The organism is Suttonella sp. R2A3 (assembly GCF_021513215.1).
GTDB lineage: Bacteria > Pseudomonadota > Gammaproteobacteria > Cardiobacteriales > Cardiobacteriaceae > JAHUUI01.
In genome coordinates, this window is sequence record NZ_CP090975.1 from 1,776,569 (window position 1) to 1,789,037 (window position 12,469).

A 12,469-nucleotide genomic window follows, 5' to 3' on the forward strand; every position below is an offset into this window, starting at 1 on the left:
TAAAACAGACCACACGCTGACAGGAAGGGTGTATCGAGGTTAATCCGTTACCTGATACGCCGCATCAAGCGCTACAATCATCATATCATTAAAGCTGGTTTGCCGCTCTTCGGCGCTGGTCGCTTCCCCTTTGGTGATATGATCAGAAACAGTACAAATGGTGGCGGCACGCGCGCCAAATTCAGCAGCCACCCCATAAATACCGGCCGCTTCCATCTCAACCCCTAAAATCCGGTACGCTTTCATCACCTCAATCATCTCAGGATCGGGGCTATAAAATAAATCGGCAGAAAACAGGTTGCCCACTTTAGCGTTGAGGTTTCGCGCTTTAGCAGCATCAACCAACGCTCGGGTGAGATCAAAATCGGCAATCGCTGCGAAATCATGATCGCGAAAACGCATACGGTTGACCTTAGAATCGGTACACGCACCCATACCAATCACAATATCGCGCACATTAACCTCATCAAGTACCGCCCCACACGAACCGACACGGAAAATATTTTTAACCCCATAATCTTTAATCAGTTCAGTGGCGTAAATTGAGCATGAAGGAATCCCCATGCCGTGTCCCATCACAGAGATTTTTTTGCCTTGATAGAGGCCGGTGAACCCGAGCATATTGCGTACATCGGTGACTTGCTCAACCTGCTCTAAATAGGTTTCGGCGATAAATTTTGCGCGCAATGGGTCGCCAGGCATAAGGACGGTTTGTGCAAAAGCGTCATTGGCTGCGTTGATGTGTGGGGTCATGGTGATACTCCGAATGAAACAATTAATCATCAACGGGCAGGATTAGCTGCCCTAAAAGCGCAGTATACAAGCAAAAAAGCGCGTTATAAATTGCTACCTAAGCGTTCAATTGCATAATCTAAATCTTTATCGCCGCGCCCGGACAAATTAATCAATAAGCGTTTGTCGCTATCGAGCTCGGCAGCGCGTTTGATCGCATATGCTATGGCGTGTGCGCTTTCCAGCGCCGGAATAATGCCTTCGCTGCGTGCTAAGGTGAGAAACGCGGCCAGTGTTTCTTTATCCGTGGCTGTTTCATAGCGTGCGCGTCCGATGTCTTTCAAATGGCAATGCTGTGGGCCGACACCCGGGTAATCGAGCCCTGAGGCGATTGAGTGTACGGGCGCCGGATTGCCGTCAGCATCTTGTAAAAAGTAGCAGTGGAATCCTTGGATAATTCCGGGTTTTCCGAGGGTGAGGGTGGCGGCATGGCGATCGGTGTCTAATCCTTCACCGGCCGGCTCAACACCCACCAAAGCCACATGCGCATCATCCATGAAGGCATTAAATAAACCAATCGCGTTGGATCCGCCGCCCACACAAGCGATCACTTCATCGGGTTGCCCACCATAGGCTTGGTCGAATTGTTCGCGCGCTTCATGTCCGACAATCGACTGAAAATAAGCGACCATTTCCGGATAAGGGCTCGGACCAACGACTGAGCCAATGGCGAACAAGCTATCCTCAAACTGTTCCATATAGGCGCCAAATGCGCTGTCAACCGCTTCTTTAAGTGTTCCTGCCCCCATCGATACCGGAACAATTTTAGCCCCTAAAATCTTCATTCGCGAGACATTAGGATGCTCTTTTTCGATATCAACCACGCCCATGTGGATTTCGCATTCTAAACCGAGCAAAGCGGCAGCAGTTGCTAAGGCTACCCCATGTTGTCCGGCGCCGGTTTCTGCGATCACTTTACGTTTGCCGAGTTTTTTCGCAAGCAGCACTTCACCGAGGCAGTGATTGATTTTATGCGCGCCAGTGTGGTTGAGGTCTTCGCGCTTGAGATAAATCTGTGCACCATTCTGTGAGAGGGTGCGTGCATGATAAATCGGGCTCGGGCGACCGACGTAGGTTTTTTGCAGCAGTTTGAGCTCGTCAATAAACGTGGGATCAGCAATCATCGCTTGAAAACCAGCGCTGACTTCATCCATCGCTTTGGCTAAATCAGGGTGTTCGATTTTGCCGCCATGCGCGCCAAAAAAGCCTTGGCTATCGGGGATGATTTGTGCTGAGAGGCCTTCTTTAATCATAAATTTGTTCCTTGTTATGTGCGCGATGAAACGTTGTGTGTTTAACGGTAAGATGTATTTATCGTGTGCATCTTAAAACGATATTACCCACCGAGGTAAGCGGCTTTGACACGCTCTGAAGTCAGTAAGTTGGCGCCGCTGTCGGATAAAATAATGTTACCAATTTCCAATACATAGCCACGATCGGCGATTTGCAGGGCGCGGTGGGCGTTTTGCTCGACCAAAAAGATGGTGATGCCGGCAGCGCGAATGTCTTCGATAATCGTGAAAATTTGTTTGATAATCAGTGGGGCGAGACCAAGCGAGGGTTCATCAAGCAGCAATAAGCGTGGACGCATCATCAAGCCACGACCAATCGCCAGCATCTGCTGTTCGCCACCAGACAGCGTTCCAGCGCGCTGTTTGCGGCGTTCGTTTAAGCGAGGAAACAGGTCGTAGACATGGCGCATCTGCTGGCGGTTGTCGCTAGCGCTTTGATGAAAGCCACCCAGCTCAAGGTTCTCCTCAACCGTTAGTCCAGAAAAAACCCGCCGTCCTTCGGGCACTAAAGCAATACCCGATTGACTGATCAAATGGGTCGGTTGGGTAGTGATGTCTTGTTCTTCATAGGTAATTGTGCCGCTGCTCGCCTGAGGTGAGCCACAAATGGTGTTGAGCAGGGTGGATTTTCCAGCACCGTTTGCGCCAATCAAGGTAACAATCTCGCCTTGTTCAACGTGGAGTGAGATGCCTTTGAGCGCTTCAATTTGTCCGTAGTGGGTGTGAAGGTTGTCGATGCGTAACATTAGGCTTCTTCTCCCAAATAAGCTCTGATGACATCAGGGTTGTTGCGGATATCTTCAGGGCTGCCGATGGCAATCGGGCGACCGTATTCCATCACCATAATCTGCTCTGAAAGTGGCATAACCAGCGACATATCGTGCTCAATGAGTAATACACTGATGCGGAATTCATCACGCAGGCGGCGAATCAAGTTAACCAGCTCGACGGTTTCATTCGGGTTAAGTCCGGCAGCGGGCTCGTCCAAAATCAGTACCTTAGGCTCGGTCATCATGCAGCGTGCGATTTCCAGGCGACGTTGCTGTCCATAAGCGAGATTGCCGGCCTCATGATTGGCGTATTGTCTAAGGCTAAAAAATTCTAACCATTGTGCAGCAAGTTGCTTGGCCTTATTTTCGCTACGTCGGTAATTACCACTACCAAAAATGCCCGCAAAATACCCTTTATTGAGGTTGTGATGACGAGCGATTAACAGGTTTTCCAACACCGTCATATCCTTAAATAAGCGGATATTTTGAAACGTTCGCGTGAGGCCTTTTTGCGCAATCACATGACTCGGTTTACCGGTGATGTCTTCGCTATCTAAGGTGACTGTACCACCGCTGGGTTTATAAAAGCCGCTGATGCAGTTAAATACGGTGGTTTTACCTGCGCCATTAGGGCCGATAATTGAAGAGATTTCATCTTGATAGAGGTGGAAGGTTACGGCATCGACCGCTACCAAGCCACCAAAGACCATACGCAGGTCGTTTACAGAGAGTAGTGATTTCATTCTGGCAGCTCCATTTTCGGCCGCTGTGCGGGGATCAAACCTTGTGGTCGCCAAACCATCATCAGCACCATCACCGCACCAAAAATCAGCATGCGGTATTCTGAAAATTCACGCGCCAATTCCGGAATGATCGTTAGTGCAATAGCGGCTAAGATCACGCCGATTTGCGAACCCATGCCACCAAGCACCACAATTGCCAGCACAATCGCTGATTCGATAAAGGTAAATGATTCAGGGTTGATAAAGCCTTGTTTTGCGGCAAAAAACGCCCCGGCGACCCCGGCAAAGAGTGCACCAATAGCAAAAGCGGAAAGTTTTACCGTGGTGGGGTTAAGTCCTAAGGAACGGCAGGCGATCTCATCCTCGCGCAGCGCTTCCCAGGCGCGTCCAACCGGCATCCGCACCAAGCGGTTAATCACCCATAGGGCAATCAGACACAGCGCAAAAATAATCACATACAAAAAAATCAACCGATATTCAGAGCTGTAGCTGATCCCGAGCCATTCATGAAACGGTGTTTGCCCTTCCTCAGCACGCCGGGTAAAGACGATATTGAATAGATTAGGCGCGGGAATCGAGCTGATGCCCAGCGGGCCGTTGGTGTATTGGTCGAGGTTATTGAGCATAATACGAATAATCTCACCAAAGCCCAGGGTCACAATCGCGAGATAATCCCCACGTAAGCGCAACACCGGGAAGCCGAGCAAAATACCGACAATCCCGGATAAAACCGCAGCAATCGGCAGGACCCACCAGAAGCTGATGCCATAATGGCTCGCAATCAACGCGTAGGTATAGGCGCCGACCGCATAAAAGCCGACATAGCCAAGATCGAGTAAGCCAGCAAAACCAACCACGACATTTAATCCTAAGCCAAGCAGGACATAAATCAGCGCCAGGGTGGCAATATCGATGGTGGCGCGAGAGCCCAAAAAAGGCACTAAACAACCAATAACAATCAGCACAGCAAGCACCCAGCCGCGGTGGCTCTCTAAATAGCGTGAGGGTTGAAAGCGCGGGTTAACGCGCTTGGATAAGCGCAGTACCGGTAAGCAAAGGTTGACGATAAATACCGCCAGTGCGGCATACACACTATGCATCCATGAACCGGTTAGGCTCAATCCATTAGCGCTTTGCTCAATTTTGACCCCAAGAATCGGTAAGGTGATAAAAAATGTGACGACAGCCATGATGATGGCTTGTTTAAGCACTGGACGCATCAGACTTTCTCCACTTCAGGTTTGCCAAGAATACCGGTAGGGCGAAAGAGCAAGACTAAAATCAGCAAGGAAAATGCGACCACATCTTTGTATTCAGTGGAAAAATAGGCGGAGGTGAAGCTTTCGGTTAAGCCCAGTAGTAGTCCTCCGAGCATCGCGCCGGGAATAGAGCCAATCCCACCAAGAACGGCTGCAGTAAAGGCTTTCAGTCCGGCGATAAAGCCGATGTACGGGGTGACAACGCCATAATAGAGCGCAACTAAAACGCCGGCAATCGCGGCGAGCGCTGCACCAATGACAAAGGTTAAGGCGATAATTTTATTGGCGTCAATGCCGAGTAAACGCGCCATGCCGAGGTCTTGCGCGCAGGCACGACAGGCACGCCCCATCTTTGAATTCTGGATAAAAATATTTAGCGCAATCATCGCAAGGATTGTGACTACGATAATAATGATTTGCAGCGCGGAAATAGAAAAGCTCATATGTTCGCTGCTAAAGAGCTCCCAGCGTTGGCTGACAATCGGTTGCAGGGCGATGTTTTTATTGCTTTGCCCGTTAGCGACATAGTTCTGCAAGAAAATAGACATACCAATGGCAGAAATCAGCGGTACCAGGCGTGGGCTGTTACGTAACGGCTTATACGCCACCGCCTCAACCATATAGCCATAACCACTGGTCACCACCATGGCAATAATAAAGGCAAGAATAAGAATAATCGGCAGACCAGTGATGCCAAGCATTGGCAGGCCGACGATGGCGACAATGCCGGTGTAGGCGCCAATCATATAGACTTCGCCGTGGGCAAAGTTAATCAGGCCGATGATGCCGTAGACCATGGTATAGCCAATGGCAATCAACGCATAAATGCTGCCTAGCGTAACGCCATTAATGATTTGTTGAGGAAGATCGTACATAACAATTGCTGGGTTAAAAACGGCGTGGGGTGCCACGCCGCCAGTTAAAAAATGAGTGTTTCTATCTTAAAAAATCCTTAACCCTCAATCAGAGGGCTAAGGATAGGTTTAGCGAGTGATTATCGACACGCCCGTGCTTATTCGGTCACTAATTTACGGCTGCCATCAGCTTGCAGTTCGTAAATAACCGACTGGAAGTCTTTCAAATCCCCGTTTTCCTGGTAGCTGATGGTACCAATTGGGGTGTTGAATTCATTGCTGCGAATCGCATCAGCAATCGCGTCTAAATCGTCGTTATTACCGACGCTATTAGCAGCATCGACCATCACTTGGACTGCGGTGTAGCCTGGTAAGACAAACGGACCACTCACGTCATCGCCTTTTTCTTCGAAGGCCGCAACGAGATCAGCGTTTGCTGGGTCTTCGGCAAAGTTCTTCGGTACAGTTGCGAGAATACCGTTAGCCGCATCGCCAGCAATAGCGAACAGATCCGGGTTGTCGATACCATCTGCACCCATATAGGTTGGGGTGAAGCCTTGATCAGCGCCTTGACGGATAATCAGGCCTAACTCAGGGTGATAACCGCCCCAATAGACGAAATCAACGTTGGCACTTTTTAGCTTGGTAATGAGTGCTGCAAAGTCGGTCTGACCTTGGTTAACGCCTTCGAGGATCACTGGTTCGATACCACGCTCACGCAGTACTTTATCAACGCCTTCAGCGAGGCCTTGGCCGTATTGCTGTTTGTCGTGCAACAACGCAATATTTTCAGGCTTGATGACATCAGCGATGTAATTGGCACTGGTTGGTGCGCTTTGTGCATCGGTACCGATGGTGCGGAAGATCGTGGTGTAGCCTTTTTCGGTTAATTCTGGGGCTGTTGAGGCCGGAGTCACCATGATGATGCCTTCTTCATCGTAAATTTCTGCCGCTGGCAGGGTTGATGATGAGCATAAGTGACCGACTACGAATTGTACACCGTCATTGATGATCTGGTTAGCTACCGAAACCGCTTGTTTTGGCTCACAGGCGTCATCGTAAATCTCAAATTTGATTTCTGCGCCATTCATGCCGCCTTTCGCATTGAGCTGCTCAATTGCCATTTTAGCACCGGTGTTTTGCATGGTGCCGTATTGGGTCACCGGTCCAGTCGTCGGGCCAGCTAACGCAATCGTGACAGTATCTGCGGCCATAGCTGCGGGCATGATGGCGGCCATAGCGAGGCTCAGCAAGGTTTTCTTCATCATAGATGACTCCTGTTTGTTGGGGAAAATGAAAACATGTCTAATAGTTAATAACCATGACTTAATTTCTATAAGCTGTCAAGAAGAATTTGTATCGTATAAGAAAATTCTGTGCGTACTTTTAGCCAACAGGGTATTTGTGGATCTCACTTAGTGTGCGGATACGCAAAATTGTATAAATACTCGCTATGTATCACGCAAAATCTCGGCAGGCGCACGACGATAGTGGTATAGGGAAGGAATGAGTAAGGCAATAGCACCGATAATAAAAAGGATGGCGAGAAAACGCATGTCTTCGGTATTAAATTGAACCGGTAAGATGAATCCGTTTTGTGCGCTAATGGCATTTGAGGCAAAAGCAGCAAGCGCATAACCACCAATAGCGCCGAGAATAATGGCGATACTAATGAGCATCAGCAATGCGCCCCATATCAGCAAAAAGATTCGGTTGCGTGGTGCGCCAAATGCGCGTAATGCGGCAATTTGGCGTTGCTGTTGCTGTAAGTAAATCGCAATAATGACCGACACAGCGAGGGCAACCAGTAGCTGTGTGATAATGGCGATACCACTGAGTAATTTTTTTGCATCGCCTAATGTACTATAGAGCCGCACCAGAACCTCACCCGGAAATACCGCTTGTGTACCGTTACCGCGATATTGGCTGCGCAGTTGATACGCACCAGCTACGCTTTGCGGCTTGACGATGACTGCTGGTGCGCCTTGTGGTTCTATGCCACCGATGGGCTCCTGCCACCGTAGATGGCTGTGCGGGTTATCATCCATCGCGTGCATCAGCCATACGCTCTCTATCGGCACAAGTATCGCTTGATCCCATACGCTGCCATCCACTGGTAATACGCCGACCACAGTGTAACTAGAGACCTCGTGGGTGAGATGATCCGCATCACCAAGGTTACCGTGTATCGGGGTGATGGTATCACCGATCTTTAGGCCGCTACGTGCGCCGACTACAGCTTCATTATGATGTGTAAAAAAGCGTCCGGATTCAGCGCGTCGTTTACCATCAAGACTGAGCAAATCGTGATTAACGCCAACAATAGGGCGCTCTTGATAATAATCGCCAAAAACGATGGGTGAACTCCATGATGCCAATGGATTTTTTGCAATGTTGTCAATTTGTGTTGGGGTGAGCAAACTCAAATCACTGGCTTGTAAGAAAACACTAGACAGGACTAGTTGAATCTCGCTACCTGGTGCACCAATAACTAAATCGAATTGATCAGCGGCGCGTGCGCTGCCTTCGCGTAAGGCACGTTCTTGGAGACTAACGGCCATCGATAGCGCTGTCGTTGCGGCGATGAGTAAGACAATAAACGCACTGCCCCACGGGTGTTGGCGTAAGCTGGCGGTAAATAAGCGTAACGCGGTCACGTGTGATCCTCATGATTGAGCGTTGTTTCAATCATACGACCATGTGCCAGTGTAATATGGTGACTAAAATGTTGTTGTAAAACGGTATCATGGGTCACGCAGAGGAATGTCGCGCCACAGGATGTGCTGAATTCATGCAGTAAAGCCGCCACTTGTGCGCCGTTTTCTGCGTCTAAGCTGGCAGTGGGTTCATCCGCAATCAATACACGTGGCTTGCCGAGCAGGGCTCGAGCAATGGCGATACGCTGCATTTCGCCGCGAGAATGGTCGGCGGTACGCTGTCTGGGATTTTTAATGCCGAGTTGTTCTAGTAAGCTCAGTGCGTATTGGCGTACTGTGGATTCGAGACGGAAATGGCGTAATGCGCTGGGTAATAACACATTGTCCAGTGCAGAGAGTGAATCGATGAGGTAGAAATTTTGCATGATGAGTCCGAGATGCTCGCCACGCCAGCGGTCGCAGGCTGTGGGGCTGAGACGATGAATATCATCATTATCCCACCATACACTCCCAGCCTGACCGCGCGCTAAACCACAGAGATGGTGAATTAGCGTTGTTTTACCGCTGCCGGATGCGCCGCTAATCGCTAAGTGCTCGCCTTGAGCTAAAGACAGGTGCTCAATATCCAGAATAGGCTGGGTTTGTCTAGCGACCTGCACACGTAGTTGGTTTACCTTAAGCTTCATTTATAGCGCAGTGAATGTAGCGTCGCGCAATCGCAACTGGCTGACGAAACCTGTGTCGGGATCAGTCCAAGAACCGGTTTCTAACCGACCCTCTACTTCAATTTGTTGATTGTATTGGGTAAACGTTTGTTTCTTTTTTAAATAGATCACTACAATGTCTGTTGGCCAGTCTGCATCGGTGGAACAAAACGGGCAAATGCTCATGGGCATTTTGGTAAGCACAAAGAACTGCGCCTCGGCTTTAAGTGGTGGCGCCATAAAGCCTTTAATAACCACTTCTTTACCGACGTTCTCTTTTACTCTGTCAGAGAATTCCAGTCCTAGCGGTGAAAAGCTACCGTATAACTGATTAAAATCAATGATGGTTTTTGCAGTGGCTATGGGTATCAAAAACATAAAAAATAAGAACGCGCCGAAGCGCGTTCTGAGATGTTGTGCATGATACCACGCCATTATTGGGCGGCCTTGCTGGATGGTGGTGTGAAATCTACGCTATCTTCAGGAATCTGACTAGATTCGTCTTGTAAGCGGTTCGATAGCGCCAAAGCATCGGTGATGACTTTGAACGAATCGGTGTTTTCCATATAGCCATGATAGTTCTCGGCACCTGGTCCCTGCGCGGTGAGGATGACATCATCAACGGCATGCACACCACTATCGGCATCTTTGGGCAGGTTGCCAATGCGCAGTTGTGCGCCGGGCGCATCTTTGTATTGTTCATTAGCAGCATATTGACCGTTCTCGTTTTTCACTGCCGGTACGAATACGCCATCAAGTTTTGGACGATAGGTTTCGTAATGATCCGGGAAGTTGTTGTAAAACACGGCGAGGCGTTTGCTGACATTCAGATCATCAGGATAACCGTCGCCATCGGCGTCCGTATAGTTTGGATAACCAGCTTCGTCGTATGTCCCGACTTTATCGCGCATTTCGCCTTCTTTCTCGTCATCAACTGTGCCAATAATGCCAATACCGTGGGTGTGGTCAGCAGTCACGACAATCATCGTATCAGGATTTTTTTCAGCGAATTCCTGGGCAATCGCTATAGATTGATCAAGCATGATGGTATTCATGAATGAGCGTTCCCAATCCAAAGGATGAGAGTCTTTATCAATACGTGCCGATTCTACGACTAAAACGAACCCTTGCTCGTTATCTTTCGATAAAACGTCCAGCGCGGTTTGTGTCATGGTGGTCAAATCGGGCTGGTCGGGGAATTTAGCGGTGACTTCATTTTTGGCAAAACGGCGATCATAAACGCCATCCATATTGCCGGTGTTGAATAGACCGAGTAATTTTGTGGTATCTGCGCCAATGCTGGTTAATTCGCTATTATTGGTGACAACCTGATAACCGGCATCGGTGAATTTCTGGATGAAGTCGGTATCATCTTTACGTTTGGATCCCGGTGTGGTTTGTGGCAAGAAATATGCTGAGCCACCACCAAGCAATACATCCGGCTGCGCGTTATAGAACATGCCAACAATTTTATCTTTATCGCCTCGACGACGCGTTTGTGCGACCATGGCGCCCGGTGTAGCGTCTTCTACTTCTGCATCACTAACCACGCCGAACTTCATTCCCGGGACACGACGTACCAGCAACCCTAGTGGTTCCTGGCGTGGGTGATCAAGGTTATCTTCTGAACGACTTAGATAGACACCCATGGCATTGACCGCCGATTTATGACCAGTTAAGTATGCACTCATGGTGTTGGCTGAATCAGAGGCGATAGTGTCTTGAGAAGAGGTACCAATCATCGCCATATACGGCATTTGATCCATCGCTAATCTGCCATTGGCTTTACCTTCATAAACGCCTTTTGACAAAATTCGTGCGCCAGTACGGTTGGCAACGCTCATGCCATCACCAACAAAGAAAATGATATTTTTCGCTTTTTGTTCTTGTGGGCTGGCAAATACGCTCCAGCTGACTTTGCTTTCTTTATCGCCTTCACTCACGCTTAAGGTGTAATCACCAGCCTCTTTAATTGCTACATTGCGCAGCCATACAGTCGATGCTGGTGTGCCGTTTTCTTGGGCGATAAACTGATAATCGCCTTTAAGGGTATCTTGCAGTGGTTGACCATTGACGCTGATGTTAACGTCTTCTGGCTTGATTTCCTGGTCGAATTCCACCTTAACATCAAAATAGGAACCAGCAAGGATGGTTGCGCGGTCAAGGGGGAAAATAGTCGCGGCTTGTGCTTGTGCAGCTAATGCTGCGCTGATGATGACAGCAAGAGAAGATAAACGCATTGGGGTCTCCAAGTGATGATAATGCGAGAGCTATTGTCGCGGGGCAGTGTTGCCAAAATATGTCAAAATTTTTAATTAATACTTTTATTTAACATACGGATTTTAAACATAAAATAAGTATAATCAGCTTATCTTTATAAACAAGATGGCGTGCTGCTTATGCTTTTCGATATACCGTTATATTTGTTATGATAAAGAACGTTATAAATGGGAGAAAATAATGAGTTATAAGCTAATCTTATTACGTCACGGGCAAAGCGAATGGAACCTGCAGAACCGGTTTACCGGTTGGCATGATGTCGATCTCACCGATAAAGGGCGTGAAGAAGCGCGGCGGGCGGGTGCGCAACTCAAAGCAGCCAATTTGAATATTGATACCGTGTTTACCTCGGTGCTCACGCGTGCGATTCGCACGATGTGGATTGCGCTCGATGAAATGGGTTTGATGTATCTGCCAGTTGAGCGCAGTTTCCGTCTTAATGAACGCCACTACGGCGCACTGCAAGGGCTTAATAAAGCTGAAACGGCTGAAAAACACGGTGAAGAGCAAGTCAAAATCTGGCGACGCAGTTTTGACACACCGCCACCAGCACTCGAAGAAGGCGATGAGCGCCTGCCAGAAAACGATCCACGCTATGCCAAGCTTGATCGAGCGTTATTGCCGCGTGCGGAAAGCTTAAAGCTGACCATCGAGCGGGTATTACCGTATTGGCAAGACCGTATTGTGCCGGCGTTACGAGAAGGAAAAACGCCTTTAGTGGTTGCGCACGGTAATAGCTTGCGCGCGTTGGTGAAATACTTGGATGACATGAGCGATGCCGATATTCTCGAATTCAATATCCCAACCGGTGTGCCGATTGTTTATGAACTCGATGACAACCTTCGTCCAATTAAACGGGAATTTTTAGGCAGCCCAGAAGAAGTGGCGAAACTCATGGAAGCGGTGGCCAACCAAGGTAAGAAAGACTAAATCTTAGTTTACATACGCTAGATAATAAAAAACCCGCTGATCAATCAGCGGGTTTTTCTAATTTGGCGCGCCCGGAAGGATTCGAACCTCCGACCGCCTGGTTCGTAGCCAGGTACTCTATCCAGCTGAGCTACGGGCGCGTTGCTCAAGAGGTGCGCATTATGCGTATTTCATGCGGTGTCGTCAAG

The 12,469-nt window shown here is 48.8% G+C and carries 12 protein-coding genes and 1 tRNA gene; 1 reads left to right on the forward strand and 12 read right to left on the reverse strand.

The features are described from left to right. Window positions 1–39: 39 nt before the first annotated feature. The 11 genes from deoD to L0B52_RS08580 all read right to left on the reverse strand — a co-directional run bounded on the left by deoD (window position 40) and on the right by L0B52_RS08580 (window position 11,311). Entirely contained in the window at window positions 40–753 is a 714-nt protein-coding gene (deoD, locus tag L0B52_RS08530; RefSeq protein WP_235064302.1) for a purine-nucleoside phosphorylase, read from the reverse strand. Between the two features lie 83 nt (window positions 754–836). Further along, window positions 837–2,045, reverse strand: coding sequence for a tryptophan synthase subunit beta (gene trpB / locus L0B52_RS08535; RefSeq protein ID WP_235064303.1), 1,209 nt, complete (start codon window positions 2,043–2,045; stop codon window positions 837–839). A gap of 83 nt (window positions 2,046–2,128) precedes the next feature. Continuing rightward, entirely contained in the window at window positions 2,129–2,830 is a 702-nt protein-coding gene (locus L0B52_RS08540; protein WP_235064304.1) for an ABC transporter ATP-binding protein, read from the reverse strand. Beyond that, on the reverse strand, window positions 2,830–3,597 hold the full coding sequence (livG, locus tag L0B52_RS08545) for a high-affinity branched-chain amino acid ABC transporter ATP-binding protein LivG (RefSeq protein WP_235064305.1): 768 nt from the start codon (window positions 3,595–3,597) through the stop codon (window positions 2,830–2,832). The genes L0B52_RS08540 and livG overlap by 1 nt, the downstream gene beginning before the upstream one ends. Further along, window positions 3,594–4,817, reverse strand: coding sequence for a high-affinity branched-chain amino acid ABC transporter permease LivM (gene livM / locus L0B52_RS08550; protein ID WP_235064306.1), 1,224 nt, complete (start codon window positions 4,815–4,817; stop codon window positions 3,594–3,596). The genes livG and livM overlap by 4 nt, the downstream gene beginning before the upstream one ends. After that, window positions 4,817–5,731 carry a high-affinity branched-chain amino acid ABC transporter permease LivH gene (livH, locus tag L0B52_RS08555; protein ID WP_235064307.1) on the reverse strand — a complete coding sequence of 305 codons (915 nt, stop codon included), beginning with the start codon at window positions 5,729–5,731 and terminating at the stop codon, window positions 4,817–4,819. Before livH ends, livM begins: the two co-directional genes overlap by 1 nt. Before the next feature lie 137 nt (window positions 5,732–5,868). After that, window positions 5,869–6,975, reverse strand: a complete 1,107-nt coding sequence (locus L0B52_RS08560) for a high-affinity branched-chain amino acid ABC transporter substrate-binding protein (RefSeq protein WP_409202341.1) — start codon at window positions 6,973–6,975, stop codon at window positions 5,869–5,871. 186 nt (window positions 6,976–7,161) lie between these two features. Further along, window positions 7,162–8,367, reverse strand: a complete 1,206-nt coding sequence (locus L0B52_RS08565) for an ABC transporter permease (protein ID WP_235064309.1) — start codon at window positions 8,365–8,367, stop codon at window positions 7,162–7,164. Further along, window positions 8,364–9,053, reverse strand: a complete 690-nt coding sequence (locus L0B52_RS08570) for an ABC transporter ATP-binding protein (protein ID WP_235064310.1) — start codon at window positions 9,051–9,053, stop codon at window positions 8,364–8,366. Before L0B52_RS08570 ends, L0B52_RS08565 begins: the two co-directional genes overlap by 4 nt. After that, on the reverse strand, window positions 9,054–9,449 hold the full coding sequence (locus L0B52_RS08575) for a hypothetical protein (RefSeq protein WP_409202342.1): 396 nt from the start codon (window positions 9,447–9,449) through the stop codon (window positions 9,054–9,056). It lies immediately after the preceding gene. A gap of 56 nt (window positions 9,450–9,505) precedes the next feature. Then, entirely contained in the window at window positions 9,506–11,311 is a 1,806-nt protein-coding gene (locus L0B52_RS08580; protein WP_235064312.1) for an alkaline phosphatase, read from the reverse strand. 220 nt (window positions 11,312–11,531) lie between these two features. Between L0B52_RS08580 and gpmA the strand changes: the two genes are divergently transcribed. Beyond that, a complete protein-coding gene (gene gpmA, locus L0B52_RS08585; protein ID WP_235064313.1) occupies window positions 11,532–12,281 on the forward strand; it encodes a 2,3-diphosphoglycerate-dependent phosphoglycerate mutase in 750 nt (249 codons plus the stop codon). A gap of 63 nt (window positions 12,282–12,344) precedes the next feature. Here the strand turns inward: gpmA and L0B52_RS08590 are convergent. Next, a tRNA-Arg gene (locus L0B52_RS08590) sits at window positions 12,345–12,421 on the reverse strand. Window positions 12,422–12,469 lie beyond the last annotated feature (48 nt).

Bases quoted from the DNA above. Each gene is read 5' to 3' on its own strand.
- deoD (WP_235064302.1), bottom strand. From the start codon at position 753: ATGACCCCACACATCAACGCAGCCAATGACGCTTTTGCACAAACCGTC.
- trpB (WP_235064303.1), bottom strand. From the start codon at position 2,045: ATGATTAAAGAAGGCCTCTCAGCACAAATCATCCCCGATAGCCAAGGC.
- L0B52_RS08540 (WP_235064304.1), bottom strand. From the start codon at position 2,830: ATGTTACGCATCGACAACCTTCACACCCACTACGGACAAATTGAAGCG.
- livG (WP_235064305.1), bottom strand. From the start codon at position 3,597: ATGAAATCACTACTCTCTGTAAACGACCTGCGTATGGTCTTTGGTGGC.
- livM (WP_235064306.1), bottom strand. From the start codon at position 4,817: ATGCGTCCAGTGCTTAAACAAGCCATCATCATGGCTGTCGTCACATTT.
- livH (WP_235064307.1), bottom strand. From the start codon at position 5,731: ATGTACGATCTTCCTCAACAAATCATTAATGGCGTTACGCTAGGCAGC.
- L0B52_RS08560 (WP_409202341.1), bottom strand. From the start codon at position 6,975: ATGAAGAAAACCTTGCTGAGCCTCGCTATGGCCGCCATCATGCCCGCA.
- L0B52_RS08570 (WP_235064310.1), bottom strand. From the start codon at position 9,053: ATGAAGCTTAAGGTAAACCAACTACGTGTGCAGGTCGCTAGACAAACC.
- L0B52_RS08575 (WP_409202342.1), bottom strand. From the start codon at position 9,449: ATGTTTTTGATACCCATAGCCACTGCAAAAACCATCATTGATTTTAAT.
- L0B52_RS08580 (WP_235064312.1), bottom strand. From the start codon at position 11,311: ATGCGTTTATCTTCTCTTGCTGTCATCATCAGCGCAGCATTAGCTGCA.
- gpmA (WP_235064313.1), top strand. From the start codon at position 11,532: ATGAGTTATAAGCTAATCTTATTACGTCACGGGCAAAGCGAATGGAAC.